Source organism: Chryseobacterium lathyri (genome assembly GCF_003290185.1).
GTDB classification, from domain to species: domain Bacteria; phylum Bacteroidota; class Bacteroidia; order Flavobacteriales; family Weeksellaceae; genus Chryseobacterium; species Chryseobacterium lathyri.
The window spans coordinates 62,077-81,261 of record NZ_QNFY01000001.1 but is presented as its reverse complement, the minus strand read 5'-3'; the positions used below and the strand labels follow the sequence as shown (position 1 = coordinate 81,261).

The following is a 19,185-nucleotide window of genomic DNA, read 5'->3' as shown; positions in this document are numbered from 1 at the left end:
AATACTCTATTTTATTTTTTTTTGCCAAATGTTAAAAAAAAACCTTTTATTGATATTGTTTTTACAAATTCAGTAATAACTTTGCCGTACCATTAAAATAAAAAGATTTGTGCAAAAATATACTTCCGCTTTTCTGTTCTTCTTTTTTTTCATTATTTACAGCCAACAATATAACATTCAGTCATATAATACAGACAACGGGCTTCCACAGAACAGTGTAAAAGATATTATTAAAGACAGATATGGTTTTATATGGCTGACCACTGAAAACGGAATTGTAAGGTATGATGGAATGAAATTCCTGGTTTACAGGAATCTTCCGCTAAACAGTCAACGGTTTAGGTATTTCTACGGCTCCCCCGAAAAAGACAGCATCTATACTACAGCAGATTACGCAAAAACCGTGCTTATACACCAAAAGTCCCCTAAGGTAATACGCTCCATAAAAAAGAATTCGCATTTTATATTTAAAGACCACATGAATTACTTTTTATATAGCTCCAATTACACTTACACTACATCGCCAGGCATGAATCTGTATTTTCCCCTTAAAGAAGGTACCTATTTTATAAAGCAGAACTCTCTTCAATATATAGATGCCACTTCTAAAAAAGAAGAGAATCTAAATATCAAGGCATTCTATAAGAACATTGCCAGAATCTTTGTAATTGATAAATCAGTGTTCTTTATTGATTATCAGTCAAAAAACATTCAAAAAATAGAAAAGGGAAAAATCGCTGATTATTACCATGAGCCATTACTGACGGACATCCATAGCAAGGTGTACTGGAGCCTGATTAATAATCAGGTTTTTATCATCAATAAAAACAGCATTTACAGGTGCCAATATGAAGGAAAAACATTAAAAGTAACAAAACTTGTACAGCTTGATGATATTGCAAAAAATATCATCAGCATATATTATGATACAGTTTACAAGAAGCTTTATCTGGGAAGCAGTACCAACGGCCTGCAGATTATCAGTTTTCCAGATTTTGTTACCATCCAGAGACCCCCTTCAAAACCTGAATCTGTTTTTTATAATACTTTACCTTACAGTCATTCTTCAGTTATTACCACTTTCGGAGAGATCTATGACCGTAACGGACTTGTAGAAGACAAAAAATTTAACAGTATCGTTCCATTCTTCATGGCTTATGATGAGAAAGAAAACATCATTGCGCGTAAGGCAAGCGATCTGATAACCTATCAGAAAAAATCTTATTATACGAAAAGTACTTTTAAAAAAAAATTCGATTTAGTAGACTTCTTCTCGGACGCCCAGAGGTATTATGCCCTAGAGCTGCAGCCTAAAAAAAGTGGAACTCCCGCCTACAGCGGATTCCTTCTGATCTATAAGGACCTGTCTTTCAATTCACTGAAAAAAAAGTTTTTTTTTAATAATGAGCCTGTCAAAGCCTTGAAGTTTGATGAAGAACATATATTGGTAGGCACCACGAAAGAACTGTACAAAGTATCATTAAAAACCAATAAAATACTCCAGCTAAATCCCGGCAACGAGCTGTCAATCCGCAGTATTATACAGTCAAAAGACGGTAATTTCTGGATCACCACTTTAGGGAAAGGCTTTTATCTGCTGAAAAACAACCGCCTGATCAAAATGCCTTATGATACCAACAACAATATTTCTTCTTCACATACCATTTTAGAGGATTCACGCGGATTTTTCTGGATCCCTACCAACAACGGACTTTACAGAGTTCCGGAAAGCCAGTTGCTTCAGTATGTTCGGAATAGGAAATTAAAAGTCAATTATTACCGTTTTTCAAAAGATTCAGGTTTCAAAACCAACGAATTCAATGGCGGTAGTAATGTATGTGGTAACAGGCTAAAAAATGGAGAATTTGTACTTCCTTCTTTAGATGGTCTGGTTTTCTTCGATCCATTGAAAGTAAAAAGCTATTATCCCGGAAACGTTTATATAGAAAGGGCCGTTATTGATAACAAAGAACAATATTTCGATAAAGTACTCAATTTAAAACCAGAATCCAATCGTATTGATATTTTTATTGATGTTCCCTATTATTCAAATCCCGACAATCTAATTATAGAAGCAAAGCTGAGCGGAATACCCAACGCCAACTGGGAGCCTATAGGAAAAGACGGAAAATTTTCCATTTCAAACCTATCTTACGGAAATCATTCTTTCGTAGTGAGAACACTCATTTCCGATAAGGGAGAATACATTTATAAAAAAATACATATTATCATTCCGCCTTATTTTTATCAGACGGTATGGTTTAAAATATTTCTTTCGTCCATAATCCTGCTGCTGCTGTACTTTTTGGTCAAGTGGAGAATACATTTCCTGGAAAAGAAAAACCATGAACTGGAAGAAATTATAAACTCCCGCACAAAAAGCCTCTCTGATACTGTAGAAAAACTAGAGATTACAAAAATAAAACTCCATAAAGAAATTGAACAGCAAAAAAAACTCATCGGAACGATTACCCATGACATTACAACTCCGGTAAAGTTTATTGCGCTCACCGCAAAGGAAGCTTTGAACAGGAATGGCTTTAATGAACAGCATCGTGAAAAGATCCTTAACTCTATTTACAAATCTTCGGATCAGTTATATAATTTTACTATTACCCTGAAAGAATATGCGGATATCTATACGCATCACCGGTCTGATAAAACAGAGCTTTACTCTTTGCATAAGCTGATAGAGGAAAAGAAAATACTTTTCAATGCTATCGCAGAGAACAATAACACCCTCATCATCAATAATGTAGACAAAACGCTATGGGTCTGGATCAGTAAGAATATCCTGTCTGCAATTGTTCATAATCTACTGGATAATTCTGTAAAGTTCACAAAAGACGGCTTCATCACAATAGAGAGCCATGCGGAAGGAAACACCATTACCCTGTTGATAAGAGATACCGGAATTGGGATGGACGAAAAGAAGATAGAATATTATACAAAGCTTCAGGACAATATTGAGAATGAAAAATTATTGCTGCAAAAATACGGGATGGGACTTCACCTTGTTTTACAGCTTCTGCAAATGATAGAAGGGAAAATTGTCTTTAAAAAAAATAAATTAAAAGGAACTTCATTCAAACTGATTTTAACGAATAAAAAAAATGATTAAGAATATTCTTATTGCTGATGATCACGACATTGTTCTGGTAGGTACAAGCATGATTTTAGAGTCACGGATTCCGGGGGTCGTTATAGACCAGGCTGAAGATTATCCTCAAGCCCTTGGAAAAATTTCAGAACGGAAATACGATCTTGTTATTCTGGATATCAATATGCCGGAAAGCAAAAATAAAAAAATGATCACCGAAATTAAGGCGTTGGATCCTGCAATAAAAATACTGATATTTTCGGCTTATGAAGAAGAAGTGGCCGTACAGTATATCAAAGAAGGCGCTAACGGATACATCAGCAAGCTCAGCAAATCTGAGGAAATCTCGGATGCCGTAAACAAAATATTTTCTGAAGGCTTTTATTATCCTCCATCTATTGTACGGCAATTGCTTCAGAAATCTCCATTAGATTCTATAAAAAATCTATCCACGAGAGAGTACGAAATTTTTATTTTAATGGTAGAGGGCAACGGCAATTTAGAAATTTCCAATAAGATGGGGATACAGATGCCAACGATCAGCACGTATAAAAAAAGGATCCACAATAAATTAAAAACCAAGAACCTAGCCGACCTTATCAAATTATATCAAACTTATATTTCCTGATTCATAAGCCTTTTATAAATCACAGCATGTAGAAAATTTTCTACATGCTTCTTTATTTTATTCTACGAAACACCCTGTTTTCTGTAGTAATATTTCTATATTTTTACATTATGAATAAAGATGTTCAAAATTTTTAAGCAAAAAACATTCAAATTCATAATTTTTTAAACATTAAGTAACATATAATTAACCCATTATAAAATAATTTCATTATGTAATACATAGCAAATTAAGATAAAAGCTAATCTGTAAAACTGAAATAAAACTGAAAATAATGCTAAAAAAAATTACAAAATTAGGACAAATAGTGGGGCTGGTGACTTCATCTGTCATTTTTGCACAATCTGGAAATGTAGGAATAAATACTCCAAATCCGGGATCTACAATGGATGTCAATGGTTCTATAGCTGCCCATTATCTTGCAGTAACTGCAGCCGTTTACAATTTAAATTCGTCGGATTTTCATGTCTCTTATAATGGTACCGCCAATGCGGTATTCAATCTTCCGGCAGCCATCAGCGGAGTGGGAAATTTTAAGGGACGAATGTATACGGTCAAGAATAATACAAACTTTACCATAACGGTAAATTCTGCTGCCCCGGAAACCATTAATGGAAGTGCGAGTATTACAGTACCAGCGAATCAAAGTGTTCAGCTAATTAATACAGGACTTACAGGAGCTACAAGCACTTGGGAAGTTACAACAGCCAATAGTGCAATAACAGCGAGTAATGGTCTTAATCTGTCGGGCACAGATGTTAAATTAGGAGGTACTCTATCCCAACCCACTAATATTGCTACTGCCGGAAATAACCTGAGCGTCAACGGAACCGGAAAAGTTTTGATCGGAACCAATACGGTACCTGCCGGAGCCGCCAATTCTAAAATCGTTATAGATAATGGAACCACCAATGGTGCGCTACAGATTAAAGACGGTACCCAGCAGCTGGGCTACGTGCTGACCAGTGACGCCAATGGTTTAGCCACCTGGTCATCAACTGTTACTACTGCGTTTGCCGACAACTGGACTTCATATTCAGGAACACTCGTAAATCCTTTTACCGGAAGCCAAGGAGGCCTTCTTCCAACGGGAATTTCAGTAACTATTCCTGCAAAAGGATGGTATTTTTTCCGTTGTGGGGTGACAATACAATCAAACTGTAATGATTATGGATTTTATATTGATGGAATCGGTGAGATTTGGAGGACTTACTGTAACGTTGCAGATGTTCAGATGATGTCACCAAGAGATCAAAACCGAGTACTTTATTTTTCTACTCCCGGTACTTATTCCATTGTCGCTGTAAAAACTAATGCAAATGTACCAGCAGGATTCAACATAGGTAACCCTGCATTTTACTTAAGTTTTGTAAAATTCCAAAATTAAGGAAACGATAATAACCATGATTCTAAATACATAAAGCTGAAAAATTGAACTGCTGCAAAATTCCCTCATTCCTGCAGCAGTTCATTTAAAATCAACTCTCCCTTATCAAACTAATAATTATTTATTTACCTGCTATTTATTCATTTAATCTTATTAATATGAAAAAAATGTTTTTCCTGCCATTAATGGCCCTTTTAAACAGTAGTCTGATGTATTCTCAATCCGGAAATATAGGCATTAATACCAGCGATCCGGGCAGTAAGCTAACCGTTAATGGCTCATTTGCTGCAACGTATAAAACTACTGGAGCAAGCGGTCCTGTTGACGCCAATGATTACTATATAGCCTACACTGGCAACAGCAATGGTACTTTAACTCTACCCGCCGCTGTAAGCGGATCCGGCAATTTTATTGGAAGAACCTACCATTTCAAAAATACCGGTACCGCAACATTATCTATTGCCGCCAGCGGAACAGAGCTCATTGACAATCAAAGCGGTGCAGGAGTAGCTTCTGTCAGCGTACCTCCGGGTTACTATGCCTTTTTTATAAGTAAAGGAACAGTTACCGATACAACATGGGAGCTTATTTTACTCTCAAGCTCCAGCAGTCTGCCCGCAGCAGCGTCCACTTATGCTTTTTCCACCATAAGCACTACAACAAGACAGTCACTTCCTGCTACAGCCAGCGGACCCTTTATCAATGCTGAAATTAATTATCCTCAAGGAACGGTCATCAATACAGGAAATGTAATGAATACAGCCAATGGAAGGTTTACAGCTGCTACCAGCGGATATTATATGTTCTACGGCTCCACCCAGTTTGATAATGGTGCGCTTGCAGGTGCTCCCAATTTTGCATGGGCTATATTATATCTTGTAAAAAACTTCAGTACCACTCCCAATAATATATTGGTCCAGTCTTACCAGTCGAGCCCCGGCATATTGGTAGGAACCAATGTTTCATGCATCACCTATCTGAATGCCGGAGAAACCGTGAGTATGGCTTCAGCAGCAGCTGTAACCAGCGGGACGACTTACCAGGTAGTGGTAAGTTCATTTTACGGTTACAAAATTGCTAATTAAACTGCACAATATTATATAAATTAGTTAATCCCCCTCCTATCATTACATGACGCCATACATGATGAGAAAGAAAACAATTTGTTCCCAAACAAAAGGGGGATTCTAATTTATATTTATGGTTGAAGGATGTTATCAATAAATTGTTACTCAGGCATTGGAATTAAGAATCTACTTATCTGGAGACTTTAGAATCAGGCTTAGAGACTATCTTCATTATTTTTTGTCCTGCCCAATACCGGACATAGTTATTTTTCATAAATGTTTAACCGTAAGCGAAAAAGCTATTGATTAGTAGTTATTAAAAAGTTAAATTTCTATTTTACTTTGATTGTTTTAAGCTTCTGAGTAAATTTGTAAAAAATAAAAATAAATGAACTATACACTTGAGCTTAATACTCAGGATGCTTACTCTACAATTGTTTTTAACACAATCGTATTTGACTCGTTCAAGGTTAATATAGTTGAAAGATATACAGGGCGAATGAATTTCCAGCCAAAACTATCATATGCTTTATTTAAAGTCAGAACCCTGGATAATGAAATTATTAAAACAAGAGACGGCAATGGAAGAGTCAAAATTAAAGGAGACCATTTTGAAACTTACCAGAAACTGACAAAGGTCCTGAATTCTTATGCCTATAAAAACAAACTGATGAATGTAAAAGAAGCTCAGGAGGATTATGTCCATTTCATTTTGAGCTTAGTCATCGTTAATTATCAGCTTAATTAAATCTTTTATTTCCAAATGATTATCCCGGATACTGATAATCATTATTGATTTATATACTTTTTAATACCTGCCTCATGGATAATAAAACTGTTCTGGAGAAAGCCAATGCTGCCATATCAATGGGGGATCATGAAACCTTTCTTTCGTATTGCAGCGAAAATACAAAGTGGGTATTTATAGGAGATCAGGTTCTTTCCGGGAAGGAAGAGGTATGGAAGTATCTGGCAGATGCCTACAGAGAGCCTCCAAAGTTTGATGTAGAATATATGATAAGTGAAGGAGACTATGTAACGGCAGTAGGTGTAATAAGCCTGCTGAACAAAGACAACCAATGGACAGACTATGATTACTGTGATGTATGGAGATTCCAGGACGGAAAAATGGCAGAGCTGAGAGGCTTTGTTATCCAGAGATAATTCTTCAGCCATTCCAATGAATTTTGATAGCATTCTGAAAAATAAAAGCTCCTCTAATGACAGAGGAGCTTATTCTATACGTACTATATATTATTTTACGGCATTCTTTGCTTTTTCAGATTCCATTAAATGATGCTCCAAAGTGGGCAGTGTTTTGCTCGCAAAAGATTTTAATGATGCCTCCTTACCTTCTGAGGCCTGTTTTTTAAATTCTTCTACGTCTTTTTTATGATCACTCACCATCAGATCGGTATATTTCTTATCAAATTCAGCACCTTTTTTTGCTTTCAGATCATCATATTCCTTCTGTTTGTCGGCATCCAGGCCAGTTGGCAGTGTGTAGCCTGCTGTTCCAGCCCATTTTTTGAGCTCGTCATTGGCTTTACTGTGATCTTTTACCATCATTTCTCCCAATGCTTTTACTTTTGCATTAGTAGCATTAGTGGCTGCAAGCTGACCCATCATTACTTCCATCAGGCCTCCTTTTGCTGCGGCATCTGCAAATTTCTTGTCCTGATCACTCAGAGAATTTGTAGTAACCTCAGAAACTTTGGTAGAATCAGTAACCGTCATTCCAGATTCAGCAGGGGCAGATACAATTTGCTCATCTGTAGATTCATTTACAGATTTGGTTTCAGTTTTTTTGCAGGCTATCAGTGCAGCAGCTGCAAAAAGTGTTAAAACAAAATTTTTCATAATAATAATTTTAAAGTGATGATCAATAAATACAACAATTTATTTGCCAAAATTCATATTTCTGCGATGCCAATCCGTTTATAAACAGCACTTAATAAGTCTTTTATAATCAAACTGAACTTACGATCTTCTACAAATACAGTTTATAATTAAACTGAATCTTGCGGTAGATAAACTTCCAACCCTGAATGATAAATTAGCTGACCAAAAGCTTTGAATAAAGGATATAAATTTTTTGTTTAATATTAATATCCAGATTTTTAGCTATTTAATATCGGTGTTTGTATTTTTGATATATTTGTCATGTACAACCTATCAGTTTTAAACCTAAAATATTATTGTTATGAAAAAACATTACTATATCATAGCTTTTTTTCTGCTTTCTTCTATCGCTGGTGCCCAGTCATTCACCGTTGAGCAGAAAGCCCAATTTAACAAAAGTGAAACCATACAGTTGATGACAGGCGGCAAATCAACAATTAAAGGGCAGGCTTTTGCTAAAGATAATCAATCGGGCATCAGAGGAATTGCAGTTCTTAACATCAACAAAAGACAATATGCACCTAAAGGAACGTCTATTATTGTAATGCCACAAACTGCCTATTTTAAAGAATGGCAGGAAGTAAGCAAAAAGTATGAAAAGGAAGGTAAGATAGTAGAATTGCACAAAGAGGCCAGAGCCTGCATTAAAGTAATACAGGTAAAGGATGATAAAGGCAGCTTCGAGATCAATAATCTTATGCCCGGACAATATTTACTGATCACAGGGTTCAACTACATACAGGATAAGCAGCAGACTTATACCTTGGGTTATGAGAATACCTATATCAATAATACTCTTCAAAGCTCAAGAGAAATAGAGGGGCATCATTACTTTAAGATTCTTAGTGAGGCAAACATCCGAAAATCCGTTACCATTAAAAAAGATGGCGATGTGGAAGACGTCAATTTAAGAATGACTCTTTAGCCAATATTAAGTCAGTAAGCTGGAATCTAAACTTTCACCCACACACTTACAGATTGTGAATTGACCACAAATCTGGCTTTGCCATTTTCATCTGTTTCAATTGGGTCTTTTCTTTGCCCGGTAAAATCCCGGTATACGGAATTTGCGTTTTCTTTTCCAAGCTCAATATCTTTATAGCCGTCTTCGCTGTTAGATAGGATCACAATACAGCCGGGATATTCATTATTCCCTTTTCTGACCCACGCAATGCAGTTGGGATGATCAAAATAGCTAACCTGCTCGCCATAAGCAAACTGCCGCCGCGCTTCAAGCAATTTAGGCAGAACTTCCACCTTTGGCATAATGATTTTTATTTCTTCACCATCTTTCGAATCCGTATATTCTGTTCCGAAAAGATCGGGATAAAAAACACAGGGATATGCCTCTTCTGACAATAAAATAACAGCGTAAGCCAGAGGCTTGAACCAATCCTGTACAGCTGATTCTAAAGCCTGTAACTTCTGCGTATCATGATTTTCAACAAATGAAACGGAAAAGACCGGTTTTTTCTCCAGAAAACTGCCTTTTAAAATCTGGCTGAGATCATAATTTTTCCCCTCCTTTGATGCTTCAAAAAAATTGTAATGGAGAGGTGCATCAAAACAGGAGATCATATCATTAATCTTATCAGAAAAATCAGATATTTTTCCAGATTCCGACTTCCAGAATTCGCCCAAAATATAACAATCCGGATTCAATTCGGTTTTTATATAGGTAATCCATTCCTGTAAGAAATCAACGGAAATATGCTTCAGGGCATCCAGGCGCAATCCATCCACATGGGTAGTTTCCAGATACCATTTGATCCAGTTTTTCATTTCTTCGACGACGTAAGGATTACGGTATTCTACATCAGCTCCCATCAGATAATCATAATTTCCGAACTGGTGGCTTACCGCCTGGTTCCATTCTGTTCCGTATTCGTTATGGATTTTGAAAATTCCTTTTATTTCTTCATGATCTTTCTGAATAATGTCTATTCCGCTAAAACAAGTATAATCCCAGATAAAATCCGAATACTTTCTGTTCCGTCCCGGGAAAAGGAATTTCGTAAATACCTTTGCACTGAAAGGTTCACCAATGGTTTCATTCCGGTTTTCCTCATTGACTTGCTGTACGGTAACAGTCTCACCCTCGTCTCCCCCCATTCTGTGATTCAGTACAATATCAGCGTAAACGGATATGCCAGCTTCGTGGGCTTTTTTAATAGCGGACAGGTATTCATCTTTGGTTCCGTATCTTGTGGGAATACCTCCTTTCTGATCAAATTCTCCCAGGTCATACAAATCATAGATATCATATCCTCTGCCCTCCTGCCCTAACACACATTTTGTTGCGGGTGGAAACCACACTGCTGTAAATCCCAGATTCCTAAGATACTCACACTTTTCCGTAAATTCATTCCATAAATTTCCTTTATGATACCAATGAAAGAATTGTATAATAACTCCATTCATATTTTAATTCGGTTTTCTGTTAAACATTAAAAGCTTTATTTATACTGATAATTGCTCAAAATAGATCAGGAATATGATGCACCATAGTTTGCATCCTGTCTGTTCCAGCAATACTAAAAAACCTCTCAAAGGATGAAAGGCAAAGTGTAGCATTTTAGATAGTATACATGCATAATCATTTACAAATCTAAGGTGTATCCTTCACTGCCATCATGATTAAGATCATAAAACATCATATTTCGGTGAATTTTAATTAATATTTTTATGATTATAATCATAATTCAATAATTTGGGATTTATTAAATTTACTTATCAATTCTTACTGCTATTATTTATTAAAATTTAACTGATCAACTAAGTATACAGCTCGAATCCATCACTGAAACATTTTCGGCCCATACCGGGACCAATCCTATTATTAATAACTTAATTAATTCACCATGAAAAAAAAATTTACCCTCCACTATTACAAGAATTTTTTCCTGCTGTTTTTCATATTTCTGTTTTATGCAGGGAAAGGTCAGATTGGAATTGGAACTCCCACTCCCAATGCAAGTGCTATGCTGGACGTAAGTTCCACAACCAGAGGAATGCTGGCTCCAAGAATGACAACAGCCGAAAGAAATGCGATAGTAGCTCCCGCCGATGGACTCCTGGTTTACGATACTACATTGAAGCTATTCTATTATTACATAAATTCTACATCATCATGGGCTCCGTTGGCAAGCAGTGTGACCGAGAGAATTAACTTTAAACGCATAAAATCTACTGATGTACTGAATACAGTTTTAGCTGAAGAACTTGCTGCCGGAGGCGGTGGGAAATATCTTATGGATGCTAATACACTGTATGAGATCAATGGACAGGTAACATTTGATCTGCCCATTGATATTAATAATTCTTACATAACCGGCCATGACAGCAATAATGACATTATCCGGAGAACTTCGGGCAATATTTTTGAGGGAGCCACGGGCGGGAGCATCAGAAGCTTAACTCTTACAGCACCAGGCGGAAATGTTTTCAATTTAAACGGATCTCCTGCTCAAAACCTTATATTCCGGGACTGTGTTGTTGCTAATTCCAATACTGTTGGAACTGTTTCTGGCTTTGGGCTGGTATTTTTGAGCATCATTCAATTTACAGGAAACAGCAACGGTATCACCTATAACAATATAACACAGCTGTTACTCAGTAATATAGGTTGGTTTGGCAATAATTCCGGGACTTATGAGCGTTTGACGGGTACTTTTACATTGATAGAAAAACAAGGCGGATTCAGCCAGGTAAATGGATCTGCCACAGGATTTGATGTATCAACATCCGGTCTTACAATAACCGGTGATGCTGTTATGGAATCTGTCGTTTTTACGGGAACCAATACTGCAGGTTATATCAGGCCATATGCTACAGGAACCTATCCCGGGTATAATTTTAACAATAGCTGGACGGTAAGAGCTGCCGGAATACCTACTGAAGCTGACACCAATGCTGTTGGAGATTTTTCTGTAGACTATCCTGTAGGAACCGGCATTGGTGTCAGTTTTACCAACAATGCAAACCCCAGCAATATCGTAAAGATCGGTACTGCATCTTCAGTTTCCACCTCATCCAATTTATTCAGGTTTTCAACAGACGGTGTTCCCAACAGATTAAGATATCTGGGCAAAAAGAAAAGAATTTTTCAAATAACAGGATCAGTTTCTTTTCAGGTTCCCGCAGCAGGAACTTATATCATATATATTGCCAAGAACGGAACTGTTTTAAGTCAATATAAAGTGTACGGAAGAGGATCATCTACCAATGATATTGTTGTACTGCCAATAAACGGAACTACTGAGCTTCTCAATAATGATTATGTTGAAATATTTGCTCAGCGGTATTCAGGCTCTAATGGCGACATTGTGGTTCCGAATATGACGATCACAATCAAGTAATTGAAATCAATTCTATGGTGAATTTCAGTCTATAAAAACGGTCATTATTCTGCAAATAATTAAGAGTATAAAAAATTACATTTCAATAGGATACAAAAAAGCTGCAATCAGTCAGATTACAGCTTTTTTATTACTCCGGAGTTTCCTGTAGATTAAAAACTGTGCCTGCCGGGTCAGTAATCCAGTGCATATTTTCAGGAAGCTCCTCAATTTCGTCACAGGTTTCCACACCATTTGACTGCAAATATTTTGTCGCTTCATCTATATTGGGAACGGTAAGCTGTAACCAAGTTTCAGAATGGGTATAGTTGTCCACACAATCCAGCCATATAATATTGTTGCCGAATTTTACTTCATGCGTCCGGGAAACGGTAGGATTGTTAATTGGCTTTTCTTCAACATCCAGCTTTAGAATATCCCTGTAAAAAGCAACTGTTTTTTCATATTTATTTTTCGGAATTTTTATGGCTATATTAATTCCTGCTTCAAATTTTGTATTCATTTTAGAGTCTCCAAGAGTTGTAAAGTTATTCTTTGATCAAAAATTTACAGTTCAATATCACCTGTTATAATCTCCCCATTACGCTTGTAATTGGCTATAATCACTCCTTTTGATGTCACATGGCTTTCTGTTAAGGCAAAGGCTGCCGGAACCGTATCACTGTCAAATAATCTTTTCCCTTTACCCAGGACCAACGGATAAATTTTGAGTCGAAGCACATCTACAAGATCATGCTTTAGCAACAGGTGAATAAGCTCACTGCTACCCCAAACCTGAAGATCAGGCCCTTCCGATTGCTTTAGCGTCTGTATATCTGCCAGGCTTTTGAGGAAAGCTGTATTTTTCCAATCTGAATTTTCCGTGGTTTGAGACAGGACATATTTTGTCCCCTCATTAACAGCCGGCCAAAAATCAGCATGGTCCGGCCAGTAAGATGAAAAAATATCAAATGTCTTTCTCCCCAAAAGATAGTCGGCGGGCTTCATCTCTTCCTGCATGATCCGTCCAAAAAGCTCATCACCATAAGATACTGTCCAGCCACCATATTTAAAGTCTCCGGAAACATCTTCATCAGGACCGCCAGGTGCCTGCATAACACCATCCAGCGTAATCATTGATAAAACAGTTATTTTTCTCATTTTGATAAATTTATTATTTCAGTTATGGTATTACTTTAAAAAACTGTCCAGGTAGCTCAGGATCGTTGCATTCTGCATCATCAGGCTGACATGTCCCTGCCCGGGAACGATTGCCAGCTGAGATTTTGGCATAGAGCCAAGGTCGGCAGAAATGCCACCTCCCAATAATGTATAGGTTTTTGCCAGCTCAACTTTATCCAGTCCGTCATTGTCACCGGAAATGATTAAAACGGGTGCCGAAATTTTAGAAATATTGGAATCACCTAAGTCAAAAGGCTGTTTGGCAGTAGCAATCATCTGCTCCAAAAATTTTGTCCATTTTGTTTTATCTGGTGCCACAGCGTCATAGGCCAGCTGCATAGGGCTGTTTATAAAAAGATCAGGTTTCATCCCTTTAAAGGCATTATTTACTTCGGGTATCCAACCGGTACTTTTATAGGTTGCAGAAATAATCACCATCTTGTTTAATCTTTCAGGGCTTTGTATAGCAAACTGGTAAGCTACAGCACCACCAAAACTATATCCTATTACATCTGCTTTATCAATTTTCAGCTCATCCATGACTCCTTTTACATCACCGGCTAATGTAGTGTGTGATAATTTGCGGTCTGAAAACGGCGTGTGTCCGTGTCCCTGCAATTCTATGGCAATTACCTTCCGGTTCTTCGACAGCTCCGGAATCAATTGGCCCCAATTCATATCAATGGTCATAAAAGCACCATGCAACAATACAACAGGTTTACCTTCTCCGTAGACTTCATAATATACTTTGATGCCGTTAACAGGTACATAGCCACTAGCAGAAGGTTTTACTTTCTGGCCGTATAACGGTGATGCTGTAAGCATAATAATCACTAACGTTAGTAATGGCTTTAGGATTCTGAATAAATTTTTCATAATGTTATCTGGATTTAGGTTGATTAAAACTTTTATCCAAAATTAATAAGTCATCACGAAAGCTAACTTGCCACAAGACAAGATTTTATCTGATGAAGTCATTTTGGGTGGATACATTAAAAAATTATTTCTAAACATCTTCATAAGCCTTATATTTCACCTGGCTTAAAAAGCTTAAAGTAAAAATATTAACACCAAAACACTTATTGAAGATAAACATTTTATAAATAATTACACCGAATTGAAGAAAATTTATTAATTTCGGACAGAACTAAACCTTATTTTTATGAAAAATTTAAAGAAAATCGAAAGACAGGAAATGAAGTCAATTACAGGAGGGATTAACTGCCCGGGTGGTCAGCTATGCTTAATCAGCGGAAAATGGCAATGTATGCCATACGATGGATGTGGCGGTGGAAACCAGCCTTAAGTTTAACCCAAATTACTTTATTATGAAAAATTTTAAGAAAATTTCAAGAGAGCAGCTGAAAAATATTAATGGCGGAGCATTAAGCTGCTCCCAAGCATGCTGCCCACCTCCGGGAATAAAAAGATGTCCGTGGGTTATTTGTGTAGCACCGTGTGATATATTGAGTTAAAAAGTAAACTACTTTCTGAATACTATACTTTTCAGAAATAAGAAAAAAGCCTTAGAATCGTTGATCCTAAGGTTTTTTTGTAGGAGAAGGCCTCTATAATTAAAGCTCCTGCCCTATTGTATTTATCTTTCTACAGATATTTTTAATAAAGGTTTGTGTATAATTTTTTTAAGTACTGCAATCCATATTGTAGAAAATAAAAGTGTAAGGCAAGTGATGTCATGTTTTACCTTAAAAAATATATAGTATCGATATGCAGGTATGTCTGCTTTATACTGATTTGATGATTTTCGCAGGAGTGCCGGCCACAACTGTGCCTGCGGGTACATCTTTAGTTACGACAGCACCGGCAGCAACGACAGAATTCTCCCCTATGGTTATTCCCGGAAGAATGATGGCACCGGCACCAATCCAGGCATTTTGTTTAATATGAATTTTCCCCGGCACTAAGGAATGTCTTTCAGCTGAAGGTAAAGGATGGCCTTCGGATAGCATGCTTACTTTAGGTCCTATCATTACATTGTCTTCTATAACAATACCGCCTAACGTTAGAAAAGTACAATCAAAATTGATAAATACATTTTTACCAATCTCCAAATGTTTGCCATAGTTGATATAGATTGGCGGAAATATCGCTACAGTCTCATCAATGGCTGTATTGGTAATTTCGCTCAATATTTTTCTTATTTCTTCAGGATTGGAAGAAGCATTAAGCTTTTGTAACCAACTGATCGTAGCATAAGAGTTATCTCTTAAATCTTTTATCTGTGGATGCTGAGGGGTTACGGTCGTTCCGTTTTTTAACTCATCAAAAATTGTATTGCTCATATTTTTTCTAATTAACTGACCGTGTAAAGGTACGATCATCATTATTCTCAATGATTACATTATGTACTCGAAAAATGTCAAATATTACCTTTTTTAGTCGATAATTGCGGTGTCAGCCTATAAATGCAAATGGTCAGCCTCAAAAATGTATGCAATTCCGCTAAAATTACACTTATTTATTAGTCATGAGCTATTCAGCTATCAATCCGGGTTTTCCATGTTGTCTTAATTCATAACCATAACAAAAAAGAGAAACCTTTCAGTTTCTCTTTAATCACATCTTATCCTGTAAATTTTGATATAAATACTACCATGGACTTATTTCTGTCCCATCTTCTATATCATGACTAAAATACTGTCCTGTAGGTGCATTTTCATCCGTCAGTGTGTGTTTAATAATAAACGCTGCTGCACTTTCTACAGATCCTGGCCCGCTGTGGTGGTTAAAATCTGTTGCAGTATAGCCGGGATCAATGGCATTCACTTTAAAAGGCGAATCTTTCAATTCATAAGCCAATACAATGGTGTATGCATTTAAAGCTGACTTTGAAGGACCATAGGCCGCCCCTTTCACACCATAATACTTCCAAGTAGCATCGCTGTGCAATGTTAGTGATCCAAGTCCGGAAGTTATATTGCTGATTCTGGGAGTGTCCGATTTTTTGAGCAGTTCTAAAAATGCCTGTGTCACGCTGATTACCCCAAAGAAATTGGTGTCAAACACCTCCTGAATATGTTCAATGGAAGTATCCGATGCCGTTTGAGGGTTTACGCCCAAGATCCCTGCGTTGTTAATCAGAACATCAAGCTTTCCCTGTTCTTTCGCGATGATATTCCTTGCTTCAGAAATTGAATGAGGTTTGGTAACATCTATTTCAACCGCTTTGATATTTTGAAATCCTTTTTCGGCCAATTCTTTTACGGTCTCTTCACCTTTTGCAAGATCACGGCTTCCCAAATAAACGAAATACCCTCTCTCTGAAAGTTGCTTTGCTGTTTCCAGGCCAATACTTCTGTTGGCTCCTGTAATTAATGCTGAATTCATTATTCTTTTGTTTTAATTGATGATGTAAAATTCCGCCAATTAAAAATAAAACCGTTTGCCATTTGGCAAAAAGCAACTTTAGCGGATATTTTTTCTTATTCTACTCAGTGAAGACTGTGTAACACCCAGATAAGAGGCAATATATGACAATGGGACACGGTTGACAACAGTAGGATAGATTTCCAAAAATTTAAGATAACGGGTTGTTGCATCTTCGGAAACCAACGGACTTCTTCTCTCCACTTTCTGGATCAGCGCCCTTGAAATAATTTTATGTACAATTGCATCCCATCCAACAATGGTCTGTAAAAGCTCCATCCAGTCTTTTCTTGAAAAAACGATTATTTTGGTATCGGTTATTGCCTGTACATAAGTGCTTGAGCAAATTTCATTATCAAAGCTTTCCAGATCCACCACCAGATTATTTTCTTCAATAAAGTATTTGGTGATTTCTTCGCCTTCATTATTATAATAGCAAACCCGTAATATCCCGTCTACAATAAATCCAACCTGACGAGCAATTTTACCTGCCTCTGAAAAGTATTCATCTTTCGGAAGGTGTATTTCCTGGGCTTTACTTGAAATAAAATCAATCTGTTGCTGATTAAGATTTCCAAACCTTAAAATAAAGTCAAATAGTTGTTTCATAAGTGCAAGTTAACTAAAGTCAGTTTCACAGTATTTGTCATTTGGTAAAATAAATGAAAAATGATGATTATAGTTTTGTCACATGAATATTTTGAAACTTCATGCAACAAGAAAGCAAAAAAGCTGTTATTAATTTAAGTGAGTAACTCAGACCGACATTTTAAAGTAGACTAATTATATTGATTATCCTCAAATTGCCGCATGAAATGAGTTTCAAAATATTCTTTATATGTTGTGTACGGATTTATTAACGTCTGATAGCATTTAATAATTTATGAGCTAATGCATTAGTTCTCTAAGCATTATTTTTTTCCAGCACTTAATAATTTTGTATTTTTATTAAGAAATCATTTAATACTAACCCATATGAAGGGCAAGATCACCTATAAGACTTTTTTATTATCTTAAAATAATTAATTATGAAAAATATTTTTGCCCTACCAGCATTGTTCTTTATTATATTCCTTCAATCACAGACGCATAGATTTGTTTATGAACTACAGTACAAAATGGATTCGGCCGAAGCAGGATATGAAAAACTGAATATGCTTCTTGACATTAGCCCTAAGGAGGTCAAATTTTATGGCCATAATTTACTGGTAACCGATTCTTTAAATAAAAAGTTCGGAACCAACAACAGCCATACCGACATGTCCGGACAGATCGTGAAAAGAAAGATCAACACGTATGACAATACTAATTTCATTGCGATTAAAGAAGGATATTATTCATTTAAAACAACAGATAAAATAAGCTGGGTAATTTCGGATGAGACAAAAAAAGTGGAAAATTATACCCTGCAGAAAGCTTTTACCCGATTTGGAGGCAGGAATTGGACGGCTTGGTTCTGTAAGGATATTCCTTTTAATGAAGGTCCTTATAAATTCCGTGGACTTCCGGGACTGATTTTTGAGCTTTCGGATTCAAAAAAGAATTTTATTTATAATCTGATAAAAAGCCAGGAGCTTTCAGGTACTTTTCCAACTGATAATTTTGTAGAATCTAACTTCGGAAACAAGGCAATCCCTATCAATGAAAAACAGAAAGTGAAGCTGACCCTAGATTTTTACAATGATCCTTTTGCCTTTGAAAGAAATAATTTCAGCAAAGCAAATACTAATCTGAAGATCAATATCAATGGAAAAGAGATCCATACTGTAGACGAGTTGAATACTCAGACAAAAAGTATGCAGCAAATCATCAGAAAATATAACAATCCTATTGAGATTGATAAAGCGGTTCATTACAAAGAATACTAGTGTAATATGCATAAAACACTATTTTTACGTTCTTAAAAAAAAATAATCATCGAAAATGGAATTCAATCCCAACAATCCCGTTATACAGCTCTGTATGCAAGGTATGCATATGGAAGAAACTGCAAATCTGGAAGAAGCCGGTAAATTATTTCTTCAGGCCTGGAACAAGGCAACAAACGACTTTGAAAAGTTCCTTGCCGCCTGGTATGTTGCCCGAAGTCAGGCAAAGGTTGCTGACAAATTAAGTTGGTATGAAACTGCTCTGGAATTTGCCTTAAAAGCTGATAATGAAGCGGTAAAAGGAGCTTTTATTGCTCTTTACACAAA

At 36.5% G+C, this 19,185-nt stretch carries 19 protein-coding genes; 11 read left to right on the top strand and 8 right to left on the bottom strand.

Going from position 1 to position 19,185, the window contains the following annotated elements; translation table 11 throughout:
• Positions 1-109 precede the first annotated feature (109 nt).
• The 6 genes from DRF61_RS00290 (at position 110) to DRF61_RS00265 (ending at position 7,346) form a co-directional block, all read left to right on the top strand.
• Positions 110-3,121, top strand: a complete 3,012-nt coding sequence (locus DRF61_RS00290) for a sensor histidine kinase (protein ID WP_111952895.1) — start codon at positions 110-112, stop codon at positions 3,119-3,121.
• Positions 3,114-3,728, top strand: coding sequence for a response regulator transcription factor (locus DRF61_RS00285; protein ID WP_111952892.1), 615 nt, complete (start codon positions 3,114-3,116; stop codon positions 3,726-3,728). Before DRF61_RS00290 ends, DRF61_RS00285 begins: the two co-directional genes overlap by 8 nt.
• Positions 3,729-4,002: 274 nt before the next feature.
• Entirely contained in the window at positions 4,003-5,115 is a 1,113-nt protein-coding gene (locus DRF61_RS00280) for a hypothetical protein (protein ID WP_111952889.1), read from the top strand.
• Positions 5,116-5,273: 158 nt separating this feature from the next.
• A complete protein-coding gene (locus DRF61_RS00275) occupies positions 5,274-6,200 on the top strand; it encodes a hypothetical protein (protein ID WP_111952886.1) in 927 nt (308 codons plus the stop codon).
• 370 nt (positions 6,201-6,570) lie between these two features.
• A complete protein-coding gene (locus DRF61_RS00270) occupies positions 6,571-6,930 on the top strand; it encodes a prevent-host-death protein (RefSeq protein WP_111952883.1) in 360 nt (119 codons plus the stop codon).
• 74 nt (positions 6,931-7,004) lie between these two features.
• Complete coding sequence (locus tag DRF61_RS00265; RefSeq protein WP_111952880.1) at positions 7,005-7,346, top strand: nuclear transport factor 2 family protein; 342 nt, start codon at positions 7,005-7,007, stop codon at positions 7,344-7,346.
• A gap of 90 nt (positions 7,347-7,436) precedes the next feature.
• Here the strand turns inward: DRF61_RS00265 and DRF61_RS00260 are convergent, their stop codons facing one another.
• Positions 7,437-8,042, bottom strand: coding sequence for a DUF4142 domain-containing protein (locus DRF61_RS00260; RefSeq protein ID WP_111952877.1), 606 nt, complete (start codon positions 8,040-8,042; stop codon positions 7,437-7,439).
• A 343-nt stretch (positions 8,043-8,385) separates the two neighbouring features.
• On the opposite strand from DRF61_RS00260, the gene DRF61_RS00255 reads away from it, so the two are divergent.
• Positions 8,386-9,009, top strand: coding sequence for a hypothetical protein (locus tag DRF61_RS00255; protein WP_111952874.1), 624 nt, complete (start codon positions 8,386-8,388; stop codon positions 9,007-9,009).
• A gap of 26 nt (positions 9,010-9,035) precedes the next feature.
• Here DRF61_RS00255 and DRF61_RS00250 read toward each other — a convergent pair whose 3' ends face one another.
• On the bottom strand, positions 9,036-10,505 hold the full coding sequence (locus DRF61_RS00250; RefSeq protein ID WP_111952871.1) for an alpha-amylase: 1,470 nt from the start codon (positions 10,503-10,505) through the stop codon (positions 9,036-9,038).
• Between the two features lie 440 nt (positions 10,506-10,945).
• Here DRF61_RS00250 and DRF61_RS00245 point away from each other — a divergent pair, with 440 nt between their 5' ends.
• Positions 10,946-12,442, top strand: a complete 1,497-nt coding sequence (locus tag DRF61_RS00245) for a hypothetical protein (protein WP_111952868.1) — start codon at positions 10,946-10,948, stop codon at positions 12,440-12,442.
• 130 nt (positions 12,443-12,572) lie between these two features.
• On the opposite strand, the gene DRF61_RS00240 is transcribed toward DRF61_RS00245, so the two are convergent.
• From DRF61_RS00240 to DRF61_RS00230, 3 genes are read right to left on the bottom strand one after another with little or no spacing between them, the layout of a single operon-like run.
• Entirely contained in the window at positions 12,573-12,944 is a 372-nt protein-coding gene (locus tag DRF61_RS00240) for a VOC family protein (RefSeq protein ID WP_111952865.1), read from the bottom strand.
• A 44-nt stretch (positions 12,945-12,988) separates the two neighbouring features.
• Entirely contained in the window at positions 12,989-13,582 is a 594-nt protein-coding gene (locus DRF61_RS00235; protein ID WP_111952862.1) for a dihydrofolate reductase family protein, read from the bottom strand.
• A gap of 30 nt (positions 13,583-13,612) precedes the next feature.
• Positions 13,613-14,479, bottom strand: coding sequence for an alpha/beta fold hydrolase (locus DRF61_RS00230; RefSeq protein ID WP_111952859.1), 867 nt, complete (start codon positions 14,477-14,479; stop codon positions 13,613-13,615).
• Between the two features lie 286 nt (positions 14,480-14,765).
• Between DRF61_RS00230 and DRF61_RS22515 the strand changes: the two genes are divergently transcribed.
• Entirely contained in the window at positions 14,766-14,909 is a 144-nt protein-coding gene (locus DRF61_RS22515; protein WP_157963349.1) for a bacteriocin-like protein, read from the top strand.
• Positions 14,910-14,931: 22 nt separating this feature from the next.
• Positions 14,932-15,078 (top strand): bacteriocin-like protein, encoded by a 147-nt coding sequence (locus DRF61_RS22765; RefSeq protein WP_167409388.1) that lies wholly within the window; start codon positions 14,932-14,934, stop codon positions 15,076-15,078.
• Between the two features lie 270 nt (positions 15,079-15,348).
• Here the strand turns inward: DRF61_RS22765 and DRF61_RS00225 are convergent, their stop codons facing one another.
• The 3 genes from DRF61_RS00225 to DRF61_RS00215 form a co-directional block, all read right to left on the bottom strand.
• Positions 15,349-15,906, bottom strand: a complete 558-nt coding sequence (locus tag DRF61_RS00225) for a sugar O-acetyltransferase (RefSeq protein WP_111953577.1) — start codon at positions 15,904-15,906, stop codon at positions 15,349-15,351.
• A gap of 307 nt (positions 15,907-16,213) precedes the next feature.
• Entirely contained in the window at positions 16,214-16,951 is a 738-nt protein-coding gene (locus tag DRF61_RS00220; protein WP_111952856.1) for an SDR family NAD(P)-dependent oxidoreductase, read from the bottom strand.
• 78 nt (positions 16,952-17,029) lie between these two features.
• Positions 17,030-17,599 (bottom strand): Crp/Fnr family transcriptional regulator, encoded by a 570-nt coding sequence (locus tag DRF61_RS00215; protein WP_111952853.1) that lies wholly within the window; start codon positions 17,597-17,599, stop codon positions 17,030-17,032.
• Between the two features lie 419 nt (positions 17,600-18,018).
• Here DRF61_RS00215 and DRF61_RS00210 point away from each other — a divergent pair, with 419 nt between their 5' ends.
• Entirely contained in the window at positions 18,019-18,858 is an 840-nt protein-coding gene (locus DRF61_RS00210) for a GLPGLI family protein (RefSeq protein WP_111952850.1), read from the top strand.
• Positions 18,859-19,185: the final 327 nt, after the last annotated feature.

Coding starts and splice junctions, on each gene's coding strand:
- DRF61_RS00285 (WP_111952892.1), top strand. CDS start 3,114: ATGATTAAGAATATTCTTATTGCTGATGATCACGACATTGTTCTGGTA.
- DRF61_RS00280 (WP_111952889.1), top strand. CDS start 4,003: ATGCTAAAAAAAATTACAAAATTAGGACAAATAGTGGGGCTGGTGACT.
- DRF61_RS00275 (WP_111952886.1), top strand. CDS start 5,274: ATGAAAAAAATGTTTTTCCTGCCATTAATGGCCCTTTTAAACAGTAGT.
- DRF61_RS00270 (WP_111952883.1), top strand. CDS start 6,571: ATGAACTATACACTTGAGCTTAATACTCAGGATGCTTACTCTACAATT.
- DRF61_RS00265 (WP_111952880.1), top strand. CDS start 7,005: ATGGATAATAAAACTGTTCTGGAGAAAGCCAATGCTGCCATATCAATG.
- DRF61_RS00260 (WP_111952877.1), bottom strand. CDS start 8,042: ATGAAAAATTTTGTTTTAACACTTTTTGCAGCTGCTGCACTGATAGCC.
- DRF61_RS00255 (WP_111952874.1), top strand. CDS start 8,386: ATGAAAAAACATTACTATATCATAGCTTTTTTTCTGCTTTCTTCTATC.
- DRF61_RS00250 (WP_111952871.1), bottom strand. CDS start 10,505: ATGAATGGAGTTATTATACAATTCTTTCATTGGTATCATAAAGGAAAT.
- DRF61_RS00245 (WP_111952868.1), top strand. CDS start 10,946: ATGAAAAAAAAATTTACCCTCCACTATTACAAGAATTTTTTCCTGCTG.
- DRF61_RS00240 (WP_111952865.1), bottom strand. CDS start 12,944: ATGAATACAAAATTTGAAGCAGGAATTAATATAGCCATAAAAATTCCG.
- DRF61_RS00235 (WP_111952862.1), bottom strand. CDS start 13,582: ATGAGAAAAATAACTGTTTTATCAATGATTACGCTGGATGGTGTTATG.
- DRF61_RS00230 (WP_111952859.1), bottom strand. CDS start 14,479: ATGAAAAATTTATTCAGAATCCTAAAGCCATTACTAACGTTAGTGATT.
- DRF61_RS22515 (WP_157963349.1), top strand. CDS start 14,766: ATGAAAAATTTAAAGAAAATCGAAAGACAGGAAATGAAGTCAATTACA.
- DRF61_RS22765 (WP_167409388.1), top strand. CDS start 14,932: ATGAAAAATTTTAAGAAAATTTCAAGAGAGCAGCTGAAAAATATTAAT.
- DRF61_RS00225 (WP_111953577.1), bottom strand. CDS start 15,906: ATGAGCAATACAATTTTTGATGAGTTAAAAAACGGAACGACCGTAACC.
- DRF61_RS00220 (WP_111952856.1), bottom strand. CDS start 16,951: ATGAATTCAGCATTAATTACAGGAGCCAACAGAAGTATTGGCCTGGAA.
- DRF61_RS00215 (WP_111952853.1), bottom strand. CDS start 17,599: ATGAAACAACTATTTGACTTTATTTTAAGGTTTGGAAATCTTAATCAG.
- DRF61_RS00210 (WP_111952850.1), top strand. CDS start 18,019: ATGAAAAATATTTTTGCCCTACCAGCATTGTTCTTTATTATATTCCTT.